16 protein-coding genes are annotated in these 17732 nt (G+C 60.1%); 3 read left to right on the top strand and 13 right to left on the bottom strand.

The window, feature by feature from the left end; translation table 11 throughout:
- The 9 genes from rfbC to RSW2DRAFT_RS12490 form a co-directional block, all read right to left on the bottom strand.
- Entirely contained in the window at positions 1–558 is a 558-nt protein-coding gene (gene rfbC, locus RSW2DRAFT_RS12530) for a dTDP-4-dehydrorhamnose 3,5-epimerase (RefSeq protein ID WP_008031520.1), read from the bottom strand.
- Positions 559–644: 86 nt separating this feature from the next.
- Complete coding sequence (locus RSW2DRAFT_RS12525) at positions 645–1733, bottom strand: DUF1972 domain-containing protein (protein ID WP_008031518.1); 1089 nt, start codon at positions 1731–1733, stop codon at positions 645–647.
- Positions 1730–2737, bottom strand: coding sequence for a sulfotransferase family protein (locus tag RSW2DRAFT_RS12520; protein ID WP_008031516.1), 1008 nt, complete (start codon positions 2735–2737; stop codon positions 1730–1732). The genes RSW2DRAFT_RS12525 and RSW2DRAFT_RS12520 overlap by 4 nt, the downstream gene beginning before the upstream one ends.
- 42 nt (positions 2738–2779) lie before the next feature.
- The gene (locus tag RSW2DRAFT_RS12515) at positions 2780–3700 is read right to left on the bottom strand and encodes an NAD-dependent epimerase/dehydratase family protein (protein ID WP_008031515.1); all 921 of its coding nucleotides are present in this window, start codon (positions 3698–3700) and stop codon (positions 2780–2782) included.
- A complete protein-coding gene (locus RSW2DRAFT_RS12510; RefSeq protein ID WP_008031514.1) occupies positions 3697–4857 on the bottom strand; it encodes a glycosyltransferase in 1161 nt (386 codons plus the stop codon). The genes RSW2DRAFT_RS12515 and RSW2DRAFT_RS12510 overlap by 4 nt, the downstream gene beginning before the upstream one ends.
- A 55-nt stretch (positions 4858–4912) precedes the next feature.
- Complete coding sequence (locus RSW2DRAFT_RS12505; protein WP_008031513.1) at positions 4913–6283, bottom strand: hypothetical protein; 1371 nt, start codon at positions 6281–6283, stop codon at positions 4913–4915.
- A gap of 8 nt (positions 6284–6291) precedes the next feature.
- Positions 6292–7359, bottom strand: coding sequence for a glycosyltransferase family 4 protein (locus RSW2DRAFT_RS17195; protein ID WP_008031512.1), 1068 nt, complete (start codon positions 7357–7359; stop codon positions 6292–6294).
- 63 nt (positions 7360–7422) lie between these two features.
- Positions 7423–8724, bottom strand: a complete 1302-nt coding sequence (locus RSW2DRAFT_RS12495) for a lipopolysaccharide biosynthesis protein (protein WP_040672158.1) — start codon at positions 8722–8724, stop codon at positions 7423–7425.
- A 168-nt stretch (positions 8725–8892) separates the two neighbouring features.
- Positions 8893–9093: a hypothetical protein gene (locus RSW2DRAFT_RS12490; RefSeq protein WP_040672157.1), complete on the bottom strand. Its 201-nt coding sequence runs from the start codon at positions 9091–9093 to the stop codon at positions 8893–8895.
- A gap of 71 nt (positions 9094–9164) precedes the next feature.
- Between RSW2DRAFT_RS12490 and RSW2DRAFT_RS12485 the strand changes: the two genes are divergently transcribed.
- Both RSW2DRAFT_RS12485 and RSW2DRAFT_RS12480 read left to right on the top strand, forming a co-directional pair.
- Positions 9165–10226 (top strand): glycosyltransferase family 2 protein, encoded by a 1062-nt coding sequence (locus RSW2DRAFT_RS12485; RefSeq protein ID WP_198008104.1) that lies wholly within the window; start codon positions 9165–9167, stop codon positions 10224–10226.
- The gene (locus tag RSW2DRAFT_RS12480) at positions 10223–11845 is read left to right on the top strand and encodes an ArnT family glycosyltransferase (protein WP_008031508.1); all 1623 of its coding nucleotides are present in this window, start codon (positions 10223–10225) and stop codon (positions 11843–11845) included. Before RSW2DRAFT_RS12485 ends, RSW2DRAFT_RS12480 begins: the two co-directional genes overlap by 4 nt.
- Here the strand turns inward: RSW2DRAFT_RS12480 and RSW2DRAFT_RS12475 are convergent.
- From RSW2DRAFT_RS12475 to RSW2DRAFT_RS12465, 3 genes are all read right to left on the bottom strand, one after another.
- A complete protein-coding gene (locus RSW2DRAFT_RS12475; protein WP_008031506.1) occupies positions 11823–12143 on the bottom strand; it encodes a lipid-A-disaccharide synthase N-terminal domain-containing protein in 321 nt (106 codons plus the stop codon). The two genes, RSW2DRAFT_RS12480 and RSW2DRAFT_RS12475, sit on opposite strands and share 23 nt — an antisense overlap.
- A gap of 204 nt (positions 12144–12347) precedes the next feature.
- A complete protein-coding gene (locus RSW2DRAFT_RS12470; RefSeq protein WP_008031504.1) occupies positions 12348–14012 on the bottom strand; it encodes a putative transporter in 1665 nt (554 codons plus the stop codon).
- Positions 14013–14180: 168 nt separating this feature from the next.
- Positions 14181–14573 carry a GFA family protein gene (locus RSW2DRAFT_RS12465; protein ID WP_008031502.1) on the bottom strand — a complete coding sequence of 131 codons (393 nt, stop codon included), beginning with the start codon at positions 14571–14573 and terminating at the stop codon, positions 14181–14183.
- Positions 14574–14928: 355 nt separating this feature from the next.
- Between RSW2DRAFT_RS12465 and RSW2DRAFT_RS17980 the strand changes: the two genes are divergently transcribed.
- Complete coding sequence (locus RSW2DRAFT_RS17980; RefSeq protein ID WP_008031500.1) at positions 14929–15663, top strand: hypothetical protein; 735 nt, start codon at positions 14929–14931, stop codon at positions 15661–15663.
- Here RSW2DRAFT_RS17980 and rpoD read toward each other — a convergent pair.
- Entirely contained in the window at positions 15631–17637 is a 2007-nt protein-coding gene (rpoD, locus tag RSW2DRAFT_RS12460; RefSeq protein WP_008031499.1) for an RNA polymerase sigma factor RpoD, read from the bottom strand. The two genes, RSW2DRAFT_RS17980 and rpoD, sit on opposite strands and share 33 nt — an antisense overlap.
- Positions 17638–17732: the final 95 nt, after the last annotated feature.

The raw sequence follows: 17732 nt of genomic DNA, 5'->3' as shown, positions 1-17732 counted from the left end.
TCATACCTCTGCAAAGGGGCTGGAGAAATCGGCGAAATCCACCGCCTGCGCATCCTTGTGCGACAGGATCGGCGGGCAATCCAGGCCCCAGTCGATGGCCAGCGCCGCGCTGTCCCAGCGCACGGCCCCATCGCAATCGGGGGCGTAGAAATCCGAGCATTTGTATTGCACCTCGGTGTCGGGCAGCCGGGTCACGAAACCATGCAGAAACCCCTTCGGCACCAGCAACTGCCGGCGGTTTTCCGGCGTCAGCTCTACCCCGACCCATTTGCCATAGCCCTTCGAGCCGCGGCGGATATCCACCGCCACATCGAAAATCGCCCCACGGGTGCAGCGCACCAGCTTGTCCTGCGCATGCGGCGGCGCCTGAAAATGCAGGCCGCGCAGCGTGCCGACCGCGGCCGACATCGAGTGGTTGTCCTGCACGAAATCCGCCCGCAGCCCCGCCGCCGCCATCCGCGCCGCGTTCCAGGTCTCGCTGAACCAGCCGCGCGCGTCGCCAAAGCGGGCAGGCGTCAGGATCATCACATCGGCAAGGGCAGTGGGTTCGATCTGCATCGGGATACTCGTTGTCTGCGGGCTGTCGCCTTGCGGCCTGATAGGTTCGTGGCGGGCGACCGTCCAGCCCAGGTTTGCCGTCTGGATCAAAGCAAACCATGGATCAATCTGAAATACGCCTCGCCGACTTTCTCCCATGTGTATCGCGCCCGGGCAATCCTTGACATGCGCTGGCCGATGACCGCCGCCGTTTCCGCGTCCAGCGCCCGAACCGCGGTGGCCAGTTCGTTGGCGGTCAGGAAATACTGCGCGGCATCTTCGGTGGTGAAGCGGTTGAAATTGCAGCCATGCGCCAGCACCGGAATGGCGAAATGCATCATCTCGACCAGCGAGGGGTTGGTGCCGCCCGCCGAGTGGCCGTGCACGTAAAGCCAGGCCCGGTCGCGCAAGGCCCGCAGTTTTCCGGGGCGATAGACCGGGTCGCAAAGCCGGATGTTGGCGCATCGGGCAAAGTGGTCGCGCAAGGCCCGGCCATAAGCGCTGTTGTTCCAGTTGCCGACAAAGACCAGCGGCTGATCGGGCATTGCGGCGAAGGCCTCAAGGATCATTGCGACGTTGTTTTCAGGCTCGATCCGGCACAGCGCCAACGCGTAGCGGCCACCGGGGTCGCCGTCGGAAAACCCGTCCGCCACCGTGGCCAGCGCATGATCGCCGCCATAGGCGATGACCTGGCAGTCGGCCTGATACGTCTGGCGGACATGATCCGCGATGCCCTGATTGTCGGCAATCACCGCATGCGACCACCGCACCGCTGCCCGCTCGGACAGGCGCAACACCAGCCGGGCAAGGCCTTGCCACTTGGCGCGCTGCCATTCGATGCCGTCGATATTGGTCACGATCCTTGCCCGCGACACCAGCCGCACAAACGGCAACGCCAGCGCCCCCGATACCCCCAGCAGCACGATGACATCCGCCCGCCGTGCGACCGCATCGAACAGCGACCAGACATCGTAGGGGATGCTTTGCGCGCCATTGGCCTGCAACGGAATGTAGCGCAATCGCGCGCTCAGGAACCGCGGCGGCCGGTCCGGGTAGGCCCTTGCACTGCAATAAACCAGCAGATCGTCGCTTGGGGCATGCTGGCCGCCGTAGCGCACCAGATTTTCCGCCAGGGTCTCGAACCCGCCATAGCTGGCCGGAACGCCCACGGTGCCCAGAATGGCGATGCGGGTCATGGCGCGCCCTGCGCTTGCCGCAAGGCCGCCTGCGTCGCGTCAAAAGGCTCGATCAGGAAGGCGGGCAAGGCAAATCTGGCGCGCGGCCTTGCGGGAGCAAGAGTTGCCGCCGCATAGCTTTCAAACACCGGATCGGCGGGCAGGCCAAGAAACGCTTCAATCCGCCGCACGGTTTCGACAGGCCGCTGGCACAGCCCCTCGTAGGGCACATGCATCACCGCATCGGCATGCGCGTGCATCTGCTGCAACCCCTCGCGCATGGTCACGATCCATTCCACCGCCGCCATCGCCTGATGGTCGGAAAGATCGCGCAGCGCCGCGGCATGCGGGGCCAGATCGGGATGGCCGGGAATGATCTGCGCCACCAGAAGCTGCCATTTGCGCTGGTCTGCCCCCCACCAGTCATGGGTCTCGCCCTTGACCCGGGTGCCGTGCTGGCTGGACCATTGGCCGACCGAACTGCAGGTATCCCAGCCATCGCGCGACAGGAACAGAAACCGCGCATCGGGAAACAGCGCCCGCAGGAAGGGCACGCGGAACATCATTTCGGGATATTTATCGACTAGGCGACGTGACCGGCCAAGGCGCAGATAAGCCCCGTAAATCCGTTCGACGGCCAACCTTGCTTCAGCCGTCGCATCGGCGGCGGCCAGACGATAGCGTGCGGCCCCGCGCCCATAGCTGCCGATCAGATCCTCGGACCCGATGACCGTATGCCACAAAAGCTTTGGCTCGTTCAGAAAGCCCACATCGCGGTGCATCGACAGAACGATGCCCAGAATGGTGGTGCCGCTGCGCCCGGTGCCGATGATGAACACCGGCGCCGGACAGGCCTGCATGGTCGGCAACCGCCGGAAAAGCGCGAACTCTGCCCGGATAAACGGGTTGATCCACCTTGCCCGCGTGGTCAGCGGACGTCCTTCGAACAGCGCATAGGCCAGCAGGCGCGGCCAGAGTTTCGATGGCCGCGTGCGGATATAGGTCTGGTCAATCTGCGCGACCATCAGTCTGCCTTTCCACCCGTGCCGACAAACCCGCGGCACATGTCAGATGACACCCTGGCGGCAAACCCAGGCCCAGGTCTCGGCAATGCCGTCCTGCAGCGGAATGGTCGGCGCCCAGCCGGTGGTGGCGCGGATGGCGCTGATGTCCAGCACAACGCGCGGCACATCGAAACCGCGGCCTTCCTTGCGCAACGGCACGATCTTGCGCCCGGTGACGGCGGCAATGGTGTCCACCACCTCGGCGATCGAATGGCCCGCGCCGCTGCCGGCGTTGAAGGTGCCGACAATGCCGGTTTCCGCCGCCAGAACGCAAAGCTGGGCCAGATCGCGCACATGGATGAAATCGCGCACCACCGACCCGTCGCCCCAGATCTGGATCGGGTCGCCCTGCGCAATTTTCCACAGGAAGGTGCCGATGACACCCTGCACCCCGCCGTGCCCTTGCCGCGGCCCGTAAGGATTGGAGGCACGCAGGATCACCGGCTCCAGGCCGTGCAGGTAAGCCTCCATCATCAGATAGTTTTCAACCGCGACCTTGACGATCCCATAGGAACTGATGGGTTGCAGGCGGTGGGTTTCCGCCACCGGATCGGTTTGCGGAATCCCGTAAACCGTGCCGCCCGAGGACAGATAGACCATCCGCCGCACCTTGGCGGCCCGCATAAGCTCCAGCAATCTCACGGTATTGATCAGGTTGCCCCGGATATCGGCCGCCGGATCAAGATTGGATGTCGCGGGCACCGTGGTGCTGACCAGATGAAAAACCTGACCGACATCCGAAAGCGCCTCGGCCAGCAGCGCGGTGTCGCCCAGATCGCCCTGCACCAGATCGACCCCGGCCGATGCGGCGCGAAACCGCTCGGGACTGCGGTCGAAAACCCGGACGCGGTGGCCGGCCGCCAACAATTCGTCCACAAGATGCGATCCGATGAATCCGCTTCCACCGATCACCAAGGTTATCATGCCAGTGCTTTCCGATATATCGCGATCAATCGCTCGTAGGTAGAGTCATCGCTGAGCTCTTCGCGCAAAAAGGTCAATGCGTCGGCGCCAATTTCTGCAATTTTCTGGTTGGGCAATTGAACAACCTGCCGCAATACCGTGGCAAGGGCGGTGGCATCCGATGCCTGATAGGTCCAGCCGCGCGCATCCCCGATCATTTCCGGAATCCCGCCCCGAGATGACCCGATCACCGGTTTCGACGCCGCAAAGGCCTGCAAGATGACATAGGGAAAATTCTCGTGCCACAGCGACGGCACCACCACGGCCCGCGCGCCGTGCAGGTATTGCGCCAGATCGTCACCCCAGGCCGGACCGACCATCCGCACATTGGCCAGCCCCAAAGCCCGCGCGTTCAACCGGGCCTGATCGGGCCCATCGCCCACAATTACAATTGGCACATCGGGGGCCAGCGCCGCCGCCTCCAGCAGCACATCGACGCCCTTTTCCTCGATCAATCGGCCAAAATACAGGACATAGTCGCCCACATTCGGGGTAATCTCGTGCCTGGCCACATCAAACGGATTGCGCAGAAAATCAATCCGAACCCGCCCCTTGCCCCAGAATTCTTCGGTCTTCTCCGCCATGAACTTGCTGGCAAACAGAAACGTGTGGACATTTCGGCGCCAGATATCAAGGCCGTCCTGCACATAGGCTTCGACCATGCTGGCGGCACTGAAAGCAACGGAATCGTGGCAACAGCGGTTGCGCAAGGCCTGATAAAAATGACCACCCTTGCAATCGTCGCAAATCTTGCCGTGATGGAAAAGCTTGTAATTCGGGCAGATATGCTTGTAGTCATTGCAACTTAAAACAACGGGCACACCTGCCTCTTTCGCCGCTTCCAGAATTGCGGGGGTCAGTCGGACATAGATTGCAAAGGCGTGAACGATATCGGGGCAGAACTCGGAAATCCGCCGGGCCATTGCTGCCTTGGCTCCGCGGTTGTAAATCATGCCTGGAAAATTCAACACCCGCTTGATGATGCCGCCATTCCGGTAATCGACTGCTTCGGGGAAAAACTCAACGCCCGCCGCATCCAGCCCTGGTTCGGCGCAGGACATCATCGCCACCTCGTGGCCATTGGCCCGCAGCATCCGGGCTACTTCATGGAAGAACACCTCTGCTCCGCCTTGGACTGTATAGTTGTTATGAGCAAGAAGTATGCGCAATGGGCTATATTCCCTTCATCACGTTGGGCTGCGGATTGGGGGACGCAAGGGAGATGAGCGCGCCCGAAAACAGATAGAAAAAGTAGTTGTTGAACGGCATCGAGAGAAAGAACTTGTTGCAGGTAAATGTGATGAAGAACAAGACGAAGAAGAACCGGATCTGCTTGATCCTTGGATCGGAGATGTATTTGTAGGTTTCGCGAGACGCCGCTTGCCGGATCACCAAGGCCAGCAACAAGCCAAAGCCAACCATGGCGATCAAGCCACCTTCGATCAATGTCCTGAGAAAGTAGTTGTCCAATCGCACGTCAAGACGTTCCACGATATCACTTTTCATTCCCTCACCCAGCAAGCCACCTGTCGAATTGCCAAGAATCTCGGCAGGAATAAGCTGATACTGACTGGCCCGCGATATGATGCTCGCCGTGCCGGATTCACCATTGAAGTTAAAAATCGACGTGATCTCAAGAAGCCTGTGAACGTCATTTATTGCGAAATAGACAAGCGTGCTCAAGATACTGACCACAAGCGCCAGCAAGCCGTAGAAAAAAGGGCGCGTTGCAATATTGAAGCGAAACCCGTGAAAAACGATGAGACTCATGAGTAATGAAAAGCCAATGGAAATCGGCACAAAACGCGCCTGCGTGACAATGTAGGAAAGGACCAAAGTTGCGACGCTCAACGGCAGGATCATGCTGCGCCCAGACTTGGAAACCGCTGAAAAACCGATCATAAAGACAAATCCAAGAATGGAGTATTCTGCAAGAGAAAGCGGATTATCAAACATCCCAATTGACCGATAGACTCCATCCCGTTCAAAACCCTGAAGAATGTCAGTTCCGACAGTGCTGACCCTGACATCTATCAAACCAAGCAAGAGCGGGCGTCCCATTGAAAAATCCGCAACCGCCAGAACCTGTTGGATCAAGAACGCGACCAAAAGCAACTTGAACATCTTTTCAAGTGCGACAACAGAGTTCAAGTATTTGGCTGCCAGTAAAATGACTATGAACGCAGCCACAACCTCATCCAGCCAATATAGCAAGGCAACAGGCTGCTCGCTCAGAATACTGGAGACAAGTTTAGCTGTGAAGACGACAGCCAAAAGCGGAAGAAAGAAGCGCCAACGAAGCATCCGGCCGAAAGTTTCAGCCCAGAATTTGGGGCTCGAAACAACGGTCACACAAATTGAAAGGAAAACAGAATACGTGAACATGCGCGACAATGAAATTCCAGCTCCTCCATCGGAAAATGGAATGGCGATATAAGCCGGAAGAAACGGCAGAATGAAAATATAAAAATAGAAACTCTTGCGAAGCCGCGCCAAGGCAAACAACTGGAACAGTACCGCACTCAGTGCGCAAAAAACAACCATCTGCCCCTCTAGCTCAAAAGCTGTTCAATGCGTCGCAACTGCTTGACCATTTCAAAATTCGCAATCGTATCTTCATACGCCTGGTCAGCCAGTCCTGACGCCAAAGCGGGATCGTTCAGCAGCTTCTGAATGGCGGCAGCCAATGCCTGTGGATCTTCAGCCGGAACCAGAAAGCCATTGTCGCCATCCCGAATAGCATCGAGATTGCCATTTACCGCAGTCGCGACAATCGGCTTTCGCATATGCATCGCATCCAGCAAGGTCCGCGGCAGACCTTCGAACCGCGAGGGTTGGACATAGATATCAAACATATTCAGAATGTTGTTGTAGTCATCACCAACAATGGTTCCCGCGAAAACAACCGCGTCTCCAAGATCGGCGGCCTCTGCCTGCATCCGTTCGAGAGTTTGCCCCTCTCCGACCAGCACGAGTCGTAATTCGGGATTCAGAGGTTTCAGTATCCGGAATGCTCGGATCAAGTATTCTTGCGCCTTCTGGGGGTGCATCCGGCCGATGCATCCAAGGATCACGTCATCCGCCCCGAAATTAAATTTTTGCCTTGCCTCGGCAGAGCTCAGCGTGATTTTCCGGCTCGAAAAATCGACCCAGTTATTGACAACCTCAATTCGGGCAGGGTCTTGGCCGTGGCCAAGCAAAAAATCGCGAATATCCCGGCTTCCTGCGACCAGCACGTCAAAGCGCCGCAGCACAAACCGATCCAGCTCCGGGAATCTTATCGCCTTCGATACGGTTTGCATGGAAACCAGGCGCGCGTTTCTACTGAAATTCAACGACAGTCCAAGTGCGTTGCCAAAAACAGAGGTTGTTACAATCGCCTTGGCGTCATGATTCAGATTTCCCGCCCAGGCCCGAAACAACCCCCAAAGCGCAGACACCTTGCGCTTGTAGTGGTAAACCTTGACCTCCACCCCGGGAAGCGGATCTTGCAGAGCGCCGCTTCCACCAAGACTTATAAGCTTCACTTGATGCCGCTTGGCCAATTCGCGCGCTAATTCCAGAAATTGCAGCTCGGCGCCGCCAATGGACTTCCCGTACAGGATCATCAGAATTTTCATATTGTTTCCGACCTCACCAGCGTTCCGGTTCGACAATCAAAATGTACGACAGGATTTCCATGATCATTCTGCATGCAACCTTTTTACCAATATCTCGGGGATCGCCAGAGAATGAAATCCAAGGTGCTTGCGTGTCAAATAGGCGCCACCGATCCGGTCAATCACAAGCCCGGCCGATGATGCCAGCGCCGCACCGGTCATTCCAAATTGCGGAATCAGAACCAGACTCAGGAAGATCATGGAAACTGCCGAAATCAACGCCGCAGTGCGCACCTTTGATTCCCATCCGCTCAGCGCCAGAACAAACCCGCCCGGACCAAGGAATGACGCGACCAATTGACCGGCCGTCAGGATCATCAGAACCCCGCCTCCTTGCGCGAAATCCGGCCCGAAAACCGACATGGTTGCCGCGCCAAACAGCAGAAAAACCGCGAAAACCGGGCTTGCGGCCAGCATCACCATAAACGCCGACTGTCGCACGATGCGGCCAAGGGTTTGGAACTCGCCATCCTGGGCCAAAGCACTGATCTTCGGGGAAAGCACGGTGTTCACCGCAACCAGGAAAAAGGTCAGCACCGTGACCAATCGGGTGGCGGCCCCCAGAATCCCGACATCTTCGGCGCTTCCCCAATATCCCAGCAGCAGCAACGGCAACCAGGGCACCACCGCGCCATTGACGACGGTGACCACCCACAGCGGCCGACAACTTGCCCACATTTCGCTTATCGGGAACGGCTTGGCGGCTTCGACCTGTGGTGCCAAGGCCGCTTTCCACATCAGCCATCCCGTCAGGGCGGAAAGCCCGGTGGCCAGCGCGTAGGCAAGGCTGGCGCCTTCGGTGCCGAAAAGCCGGATGGATGGCCAGACCAGCACCAGCGCGAACAGCGGATACAGCACACCCGACACCAGCATCGAATCGCGGACATGCTTCAACCCCTTGAGGCTTTCCGCCAGCAAGGACATGGCCGAATAGGTCAGCACCGAAAAACTCATCCAGCGCAGCGGCGTCGCCAGTCCCGGCAGGTCAAGCAGCCCTTCGGATACCGGTCGCGCCAGCGCATAGCACAGAAGCGACAGACCCAGACCGGCCGCCATGGCCACTCGCATGCCAAGCCGCTGCACGCCCTTGACGCGCCCCCAATCCTGCCGCGACGCCGCGGCGGCCACAAAGCGCAGCAGCGTGTTGTCCAGCCCCAGGCGTGCAATCACGGAAAGGATCATCGTCAGCGAAAGCGCAAGGAAATACAGCCCCGAGCCTTCGGCGCCCAGCATCCGGGCGATCACCACATTCAGGGCAAAGGCCAGCCCAGCCCCGAGCCCACGCAGCACAAAGGCCAAGGCAGCCCCGGTCAGCACGTCGCGCATTTGGCTATCCATGCAATCGAGTCTGCGATCAATCCAAGACATGAGCATCCTTGAGGTGGCAGGTTCGCAGGCGTGATGGTTGCGGTCGGTGGCTGGCCTGTTTGAACAGGTTTTGCGCGAAACTTAAATGGTTTTCGCAACTTGTGGCAGAGCGGGTTTGGCTTTTCTTTACCCGCAGCCAATGCTTTTCGCGCCGATTTCCCCCCGGACCATGCCCCGGCCACAACCGATGGCCTTGCCGTGCAGCGGCAGGTTCGGGGCGGCGGCTTTCGCCTCCAGCCGCGGCCCGGCACCGCTGGTGGGCGGGTGCGCAGGCGGCACCCCGATGCTGCGGCGGAAATCGACGCTCGCGGCGGCTGATGTTTGCATTTCGAATCGATTTGAGAGGCCAATCCGGCTATGATTGCGCAGGCATGTCGAAAAAGGCGGGGAGTCTCTACTTGAAAGAGAAATCAAGGGATTACGCGCCACTGCAAGCTGTGCACCCGGTTCATGTCGGCGCAGCCGGCGATGAAAATCCCGATCAGGTTGGTGGTCTGTCGGTCGTGGTTCCGATCTACAACGAGATCGGCAATATCGACCGCCTTTACGCCGAGTTGACGGCGGCGTTGACGCCCATTGGAAAGCCCTTCGAGATCATTCTGGTTGATGATGGTTCCAAAGACGGCAGCGCCGCGGCGCTTGAGGCGATCGCTGCCACCGATCAACGGGTGAAACTGATCTTCTTTCGCCGCAACTACGGCCAGACGGCGGCGATGAAGGCAGGAATTGACGCGGCATCCATGGATGTGGTGATCACCATTGATGGCGACCTGCAGAATGATCCGGCCGATATCGGACCGATGATCGCCAAACTGGAACAAGGTTACGATCTGGTTCACGGCTGGCGGGTGCATCGGCAGGACGCGATGATCAGCCGCAAATTGCCGTCGCGGATTGCCAACTGGATCATCTCTCGGACCACCCGGTTTCCCATTCATGATCTGGGCTGCACGCTGAAAGCCATCCGGCGCAACATTCTGTCGGAGGTCGAGCTTTACGGCGATATGCACCGGTTCATTCCGATCCTGCTGCATCAGCGCGGGGCGCGGTGTTTCGAAATCGAGACCCATCACCGCCAGCGGATTGCGGGCGTCACCAAATACGGCATCGGCCGCACGCTGGTGGTGCTGCTGGATTTGTTGACGGTCAAATACCTGCTGGAGTATTCGGCACATCCGATGCGGCTGTTCGGCGGGCTGGGGCTGGCGAGTTTCGGTGTGGCGGTGCTGACTTTGGTGGTGCTGGTGCTGATGAAGGTGATTGGCGGCGTTGACATGACGGGAAACCCGTTCCTGATGCTGTCGGTCGTGTCCTGGCTGGCCGGTCTGCAATTGCTCAGCCTGGGGCTGATTGGTGAAATCCTGGCCAGGATCTACTTTACCACCGAGAAAAAGACCCATTACGCTGTGCGACGGACAGTCAATTTCGAGGATGCCGTTTCGGCAGGGGTTCAGGCGTGACAGAGCTTTTTCCCGAACGCGCGACTCCTGGTTCCAATCTGCGTGCGGCCTTTGGGCTGACGTCTGTGCCGCTTGCCGATCTTGTCATCCTGACTGCCGTGATGGCGCTGGCGGCGGTCTTGCGGCTTTGGCATGTGACGCAGCCGCTGGTGGACGTGTTCAGTTGGCGCGAGGCCAGCACCGCCATGATGTCGGACAACTTCCGCACCGGCGGCTGGAACATCCTGTTCCCCGAAGTCAGCTGGACCGGCCCCGGCCCCAGCTATCAGGGCCGCGAGTTCCAGTTGTTCAGCTATGCCGTCGCCATCCTGCAGGCGCTGTTCGGCTGGCATGACTGGTTCGGTCGCGGTCTGGCGATGCTGTTCGGCATGGTCACGGTGTTTTCGCTGCACCGGATGACGGCGCTGATCTGGGACGAACGCCACGCCCATGCCGCCGCGTTGTGCTATGCCCTGCTGCCGGCGGCGGTGATGATCGACACCTCTTACCTGCCAGACCCGGCCATGCTGGCGCTGGTCACGCTGGGGGTGTGGATGTATCTGCGCTACTGGTTGTTCGGCGCGCGTGCGGTTCTGGTGATTGCGACGGTCAGCTTCACGCTTGGGGTGTTGTCAAAGCTGCCGGGCCTGGGGGCCGGACTGGTGATCGCCATGCTTGCCGTTGCCTTGGCGAAGGCGGGGCACCTGCGGCTTGCCTTGCATACCGTGATCGCGGTTGCGGCCAGCCTGACGGCCATTGTCGCCTGGTATGCCTGGGCGATCTATCTGGGCACCCATTACCCGCCGTTCCATGTTGCGGGAAGCGGCTATGTCTGGGACCTGGGGCTGGCCGAATTTATGGCCAATGCTTTCTTTTTTCCATCGTTGTGGAACCTTTCGGTCTGGTGGTTCTATGGCTACCCGTTCCTTGCCTTGCTGGTCATCGGTCTTTGGAAAATTCCGACCCATGACGAGTTCGGCAAAGAGCCGGCGCTGACGCTGGTGCCGCTGATCTGGCTGGTTGCCGGTGTGCTGATCTACCTTCTGGCGGCAAAGGAGATTTCGTCGAACCCATGGAATTTGCACATGATGCACGTTCCGGTGGCGATGTTCTGCGGGCGCGCGGTGGTACGGCTGATCGGCCAGGGCGGCGACAGCCTGCGGTCGATCCGGGGGGCGCTGCGGATGGTGCTGATGCTGGTGGCGATGACCGGATTTGCCACGCTGCCGCTGGTGGCGCGGATGAAGGATCCGCAGGCCGAAGAGGCCAGACTGCTGGGGCAGGAATTGCAACGCCTGATGTCACCCGCAGATCTGATCATCACAGTGGCCCCCGAAGTCGGCGACCCGATTGCCGTCTATTACAGCCGCGGTCGCGGTTGGGTCTTTCCCCCGGGTGGCGGCAATGCCGATTGGTCCACCTTCGGCAATGACGGGCCAGAGGCCATCGCGGTGCTGGAAGACCTGCATGCCCAAGGGGCGGTGTGGTTCGGAGTGGCGAAGAATGCCAAGGACAGCCAGGGTCGGCTGTTCACCGAGCATCATCCGGCGCTGATTGCCCATCTTGACGCCACCGCCACAAAGGTCGCGGATACCAGCGTCTTTCTGATCTATCGCCTCAAGGCTCCGACGGCGCCATAGCATCTTCCTTCGGCTGGCGGTGGATCAGGACCAGGTTGCGCACATAGACCGCCAGCCCCAGCGCCTGCCCCAGCATGAAGACCGGATCCCAGCGATAGATCGCATAGGCCAGCATCAGCACACCGCCCACCAGCGACAGATACCAGAACGCCAACGGCACGGTGGACCGGCCGGCCTTTTCCGAAACCCACCATTGCACGATGAACCGCAGGCCGAACACGATCTGGGCGCAAAGCCCCAGCAACACCCACAGCAGTTCAGCCCGGTCCTGCACGCCGAAAAAGGCCAGAATATCCATCGCGGGCTTCACCTTTCGAACGGTGGGGCACCCTTTGGCACCCGGGACTCATGCTGCCAGATGGCTTTGGCAACACCTGCTGCCCGAAGCCCGTTCTTCTGTTAAGGCGATCCGGGCAGGATTGGCAAGGCGCGGTTTGCAGCAGCCACGGCGCGGCTGATGCCAGCAACGACCGCACGGGGGTGTTGCGGCGGCGTGCCGGGCCTAGCCACTGAACAGCAGGATGATCGCCATGATCTGCGGCGACAGGATGCGCAGGAACATCACCAGCGGATAGACCGTGGCATAGGCCAGCGCCGGGGTGCCCGAGCCGGGATGCACGGCATTGGCAAAGGCCAGCGCCGGCGGATCGGTCATCGAGCCCGCCAGCAACCCGCACAGGCTAAGGTAGTTCATCCGCAGCACCCGGCGGGCGAAATAGCCCACCCCCAACAGCGGCACCAGCGTGATCACGATCCCGTAACCGATCCAGGCCAGCCCGCCGCCTTCGGTCAGCGTCGCAACAAAACCCTTGCCGGAATCCAAGCCCACCACCGCCAGAAACAGCACAATACCGATCTCGCGCAGCGCGAGGTTGGCACTGGGCGGCATGAACCAGTAAAGCCGACCGAAATTGCCCAAGCGTGCCAGCAGGATGGCGGCAATCAGCGGCCCACCCGCCAGCCCCAGCCGCAGCGGCGCGGGCAGGTTGGGAAACGGGATCGGCAGCGATCCCAGCAGCACGCCCAGACCGATGCCGATGAAGATCGGCAACATCTGCACATGGTTCAGCTTGGCCGAGGCATTGCCCAGCAGCGGTGCCAGCCGGTCGATCTCTTCGATCGGGCCGACGATGTTCAGGATGTCACCGAATTGCAGCACCGAATCCGGCTGCGCCACCAGCTCCACCCCGGCCCGGTGCAGCCGCGACACCACCACATGCCCGTGCGATTTCTGGATCAGGTCGTTGATGCGCTTGCCCAGCACCGCCTCCGAGGTCACCACCACGCGCTCCGACCGGAAGTTGGTGCCCTTGGTCGAAAGCGACTCCTCGACCTCTTCGCCGACAATCAGCGTGGCCCGGTGCAGCGCCGCCGGGTCAGAGCTGACCAGATGCAGCACGTCACCCGCAGCAAGCGTCACATTGGGCTGCGGCACCTTCAGCACACCTGCCGATTTCAGCCGCGAACAGATCACCCCGTCTCCGATCAGGATGGCCAGTTCGGCGCAGGTGATGCCGTCCATGTTGGTGTTGCGCACCGCCACGTTGGCCGACAACAGCTTGGCCCGCCCGACGCCACTTTCCGCCTCGCTGGCCGCGGCTTCCGCCGGGATCAGGATGCCGAAACCGATGCGGATCAGCCACATGGTCAGCAGAATCCCAAGGATGCCAAAGGGATAGGCCATGGCATAGCCCAGCCCCAACTGGCTGACGGTCTCCGGCGTCTGGCCCAGTTCCGACAGGATCTGCTGCCCGGCGGCCAGCGACGGCGTGTTGGTGACAGCGCCCGAATAGACCCCCAGCAGCACCTCGGGGGCCACGCCAAAGCCGTAGTGCAGCGCCAGTGTGGTCAGCGCCCCCAGCAGCACGATGGCCGCGGCCAGCGCGTTCAGCCGCAGCCCGGCTCGTCGCAAGGACGCGAAAAAGCCCGGGCCGACCTGATTGCCGATGGTATAGACAAACAGGATCAGGCCGAATTCCTTGATGAAATGCAGGGCGTCGGCGTCGATCTCCCAGCCGCCCTGATGCACGAAATGCCCGACGATGATGCCGCCGAACAGCACGCCGCCAATGCCGAGGCCGACGCCCCGGACCCGGACAGCCCCGATCAGCAGGCCAAGAATGGCCACCACGGACAGCAGGAGTATGGAAAAACCGATCTCGCTCATGGGCCGCCTCGTTCAGCCCTCCCTGCGCCCCTGTTAGACTGCCCGGCGGCAAATGCAAACCTTCGTGCCGCCGCAGCGGTGCATTTTCCGCGCCTGCGGCCTTCGGGCCATGCTCGGGCTTTCGGCGCGGCGGCGGCCAGGGTGCAGACGGGCGGAAGCAACCCTTTGTTACGGCTCAAAGCGGCTGGTGGCATCGCGATTGCGGTCGAAGCATTTCGTGCCCGGAAACGCCGGCAACCAGCCCTCGCGGCGCAGGGTCCAAAGCTCGTAGGTCGGGCGCAACTGGTCGGGGGCATCCAGCGAACCAAGGTTCACCTCGACCTCGTCGCCACTGCGCCCGAACACCGTCGAGCCGCAATCGGGGCAGAAATACCGCCCCTGATAGTCGCGGGACTCGCCCGTGACCGTCACCGCATCGGCCGGGAAGATCGCCGAGGCATGAAACAGCGCGCCGTGATGCTTGCGGCAGTCAAGGCAATGGCAGATGCCGACCCGGTAGGGCTGGCCGGATGCCACGATCCGCAACTTGCCGCAGAGACAGCCGCCGGTGAAGTGGTCCATGCTACGTCTCCTTCGGGTGGGCGGGTTCACTCTGCCATGTTACGGGGACGCCGGGGTGAACCCCGGCCTACGGTTTCTTCGGCTGCCACAGACATTGCGTCAAGGATCATTCCCGCCCGGGGCCTCAAGTCCCCGGGCCGCGCCCGACCCGCCCCCAGGCGGGCGCGATGGCGCCCACCCCAGTTCGGTCGCGACCCTCTGACAGTGAGTAGGGCGGGTTTCACCCCGCCGTAGCGCAGGTGTGCCGGGGTGAACCCCGGCCTACGGCTTGGTGCGGCTCGTTCGTTTCGAGTTGCGTTGTCCACACTGAAGCGACAGAATTAGTTTGCTAGATGCAAGAAGATTGAGGTGACCGTTGGCGAATGAACGTAAGAAACTTGCGTGCGACATAGCGACCGGACTCGCCGGCTGGTATCAACTTCAACTTGCTCAAGGATTCGGTGACTTCTTTGGGGAAGACTCCGCACAGTTAACAATACTTCAGATTATTAATTCTCAAAGAAATTTTGACATTCAAGCAAGCCACCCGTTTGCAGGCCATGAAAATTCCTTAGCACGTCTCGATATTGTTTTGAAATCGAAAGGCAAGAAGGGATCTTTCTATGGCGCAATCGAAATTAAATGGCTCGGATCAAGTAATCCGGCATCAAGTTACACTCGCTCTCTAATATTGGAAGATGCCCTGCGTTTGTCAGTGGTTGCATCTGGAAACCTAAAGGCGAATCTACTTGTCGTTGCGGGGCAGGCTGAAAAGTTTGATAAACTGTTTGGAATCGATAAGCGGAAATTTAAGAAAACTGAAGAAGGTATCGAAACTTTTGCAAAACTGCTTCAAACCGAAATAGACAGCGAAGGAACAGTTTCGATATCAGAAATCCGCCAGTCCTTTAAATGTGCAGGCAATAAGTTGCCAAATCATTTATCTCTTTCAGATGAAGACAAGATTTCAGTTCGCCTGTTGGCAAAAGCCAGCATCTCCCATCAGGAAAAAGTTGATGCTGGATTTGTGTTCGTCTGGTTATGCTTAAAAGGCAGAGGCCCGAAGAAAAAAGTGGCATCACTGATCCAGGAAACTCCGCAGCTTCCTTGATCGGCTCGGATGCTTCAGCTTCCTTAGCGCCTTGGCTTCGATCTGCCGGATGCGCTCGCGGGTCACCGAGAACTGCTGGCCCACCTCCTCAAGCGTGTGGTCGGTGTTCATGCCGATGCCGAAGCGCATCCGGAGCACCCGTTCCTCCCGCGGGGTCAAGGACGCCAGCACCCGGGTCGTGGTTTCCTTCAGGTTTTCCTGAATGGCACTGTCCAGCGGCAGGATGGCGTTCTTGTCTTCAATGAAATCACCAAGTTGGCTGTCTTCCTCGTCGCCAATCGGGGTTTCCAGCGAAATCGGTTCCTTGGCGATCTTCATCACCTTGCGGACCTTTTCCAGCGGCATCTGCAGCTTTTCGGCCAGTTCCTCGGGCGTCGGCTCGCGGCCGATCTCATGCAGCATCTGCCGACCGGTGCGGACCAGCTTGTTGATCGTCTCGATCATGTGCACCGGAATACGGATGGTGCGGGCCTGATCGGCGATCGAACGGGTAATCGCCTGCCGGATCCACCAGGTCGCATAGGTCGAGAACTTATACCCCCGACGGTATTCGAATTTATCAACCGCCTTCATCAACCCGATATTGCCTTCCTGAATAAGATCCAGGAATTGCAGCCCGCGGTTGGTGTATTTCTTGGCAATCGAGATCACCAGCCGCAGGTTGGCCTCGACCATTTCCTTTTTGGCCTGGCGGGCCTCTTTCTCGCCCTTCTGCACCTGATTGACGATGCGGCGGAATTCGGAAATATCGACGCCGATATACTGGCCGACCTGCGCCATGTCGGCGCGCAGTTCTTCCACCTTGTCGCGGCTTTTCTCCATCAGCGATTGCCAGCCGCGCCCCGCCTTGGCGGCCATGCGGTCGCCCCAGGTCGGGTCAAGCTCGTAGCCCTGATATTCGTCGATGAATTCGCGGCGATTGATGCGGGCGGCGTCGGCCAGTTTCACCATGCCGGAGTTGATCGCCATGATCTTGCGGTTGATGCCGTAAAGCTGGTCGATCAGCGCCTCGATCCGGTTGTTGTGCAGGTGCAACTCGTTGACCAGCAAGACGATTTCCGAACGCAGCTTCTGATAGATCGCCTCGTCATTGGCGGAAAACCGGCTGGCGTCGTTCATCGTCGCATGCATGCGGCGATCCTGCATTTCGGCCAGGGTGGCATAGTCGCGGGCGATGACCTCCAGGGTTTCCAGCACCCGCGGCTTCAGCGCCGCCTCCATCGCCGCCAGCGACATGGCACTGGCTTCGTCATCCTCGTCATCGTCATCGGCGCGCGAGATCGGGTTGCCGTCGGCATCCAGTTCCGGCTCGTCGGCGCCGTTGCGGCGCGGGGCGGCAACGCCGACCTCGTCCAGACCGGCCTCGATGCCGGTTTCCAGACCGGGGCCAACCATGTCGTCGTCGCCGTCCAGAGACCGCCCGAAGGTGGCCTCCAGATCAATCACGTCGCGCAGCAGGATGTCTTCCGACAACAGTTCGTCGCGCCAGATGGTGATGGCCTGAAAGGTCAGCGGGCTTTCGCACAGGCCCGCGATCATGGTGTTGCGGCCGGCCTCGATCCGCTTGGCGATGGCAATCTCGCCCTCGCGGCTGAGCAGTTCCACCGAGCCCATTTCACGCAGATACATCCGCACCGGATCATCGGTGCGGTCCAGCGCCTCGGCACTGGCACCCGAGACCGCGATCTCGCGCGAGGTCGAGGTTTCCACCAGCTCGCCCGCCGGTTCGCCCTCGTCGATCTCGTCGTTCTCGATGACGTTGATGCCCATTTCCGACAGCATCGACATCACGTCTTCGATCTGTTCCGACGAGGCCTGCTCGGGCGGCAGCACGGCGTTCAGCTGGTCATAGGTGATGTAGCCACGCTCGCGAGCGTCGGCGATCATCCGTTTGACGGCGGCCTGGCTCATGTCGAGCGAGGTGTCGGCCTCTTGCTCGTCGGGTTTGCCGTCGTCGGTATCTTTGACTGCCATGGGTGCTCCTTGGGGGGCGGGCCGAATCAGAGGGGCGGTGGTTCGAATCAGCGGGTGTCGGATCGAATCAATAGCGCGAATCACGGCGGGTGAAA

This window comes from Rhodobacter ferrooxidans, assembly GCF_000176015.1.
GTDB classification, from domain to species: Bacteria; Pseudomonadota; Alphaproteobacteria; order Rhodobacterales; family Rhodobacteraceae; genus Pseudorhodobacter_B; species Pseudorhodobacter_B ferrooxidans.
The sequence above is the reverse complement of the archived record's forward strand: the minus strand, read 5'-3'. Positions and strand labels throughout refer to the sequence as shown.

Excerpts from the sequence above, each read along its gene's own strand:
- rfbC (WP_008031520.1), bottom strand. The coding sequence starts at position 558 with ATGCAGATCGAACCCACTGCCCTTGCCGATGTGATGATCCTGACGCCT.
- RSW2DRAFT_RS12525 (WP_008031518.1), bottom strand. The coding sequence starts at position 1,733 with ATGACCCGCATCGCCATTCTGGGCACCGTGGGCGTTCCGGCCAGCTAT.
- RSW2DRAFT_RS12520 (WP_008031516.1), bottom strand. The coding sequence starts at position 2,737 with ATGGTCGCGCAGATTGACCAGACCTATATCCGCACGCGGCCATCGAAA.
- RSW2DRAFT_RS12515 (WP_008031515.1), bottom strand. The coding sequence starts at position 3,700 with ATGATAACCTTGGTGATCGGTGGAAGCGGATTCATCGGATCGCATCTT.
- RSW2DRAFT_RS12505 (WP_008031513.1), bottom strand. The coding sequence starts at position 6,283 with ATGGTTGTTTTTTGCGCACTGAGTGCGGTACTGTTCCAGTTGTTTGCC.
- RSW2DRAFT_RS17195 (WP_008031512.1), bottom strand. The coding sequence starts at position 7,359 with ATGAAAATTCTGATGATCCTGTACGGGAAGTCCATTGGCGGCGCCGAG.
- RSW2DRAFT_RS12495 (WP_040672158.1), bottom strand. The coding sequence starts at position 8,724 with ATGCGCGACGTGCTGACCGGGGCTGCCTTGGCCTTTGTGCTGCGTGGG.
- RSW2DRAFT_RS12490 (WP_040672157.1), bottom strand. The coding sequence starts at position 9,093 with ATGCAAACATCAGCCGCCGCGAGCGTCGATTTCCGCCGCAGCATCGGG.
- RSW2DRAFT_RS12475 (WP_008031506.1), bottom strand. The coding sequence starts at position 12,143 with ATGGATATTCTGGCCTTTTTCGGCGTGCAGGACCGGGCTGAACTGCTG.
- RSW2DRAFT_RS12470 (WP_008031504.1), bottom strand. The coding sequence starts at position 14,012 with ATGAGCGAGATCGGTTTTTCCATACTCCTGCTGTCCGTGGTGGCCATT.
- RSW2DRAFT_RS12465 (WP_008031502.1), bottom strand. The coding sequence starts at position 14,573 with ATGGACCACTTCACCGGCGGCTGTCTCTGCGGCAAGTTGCGGATCGTG.
- rpoD (WP_008031499.1), bottom strand. The coding sequence starts at position 17,637 with ATGGCAGTCAAAGATACCGACGACGGCAAACCCGACGAGCAAGAGGCC.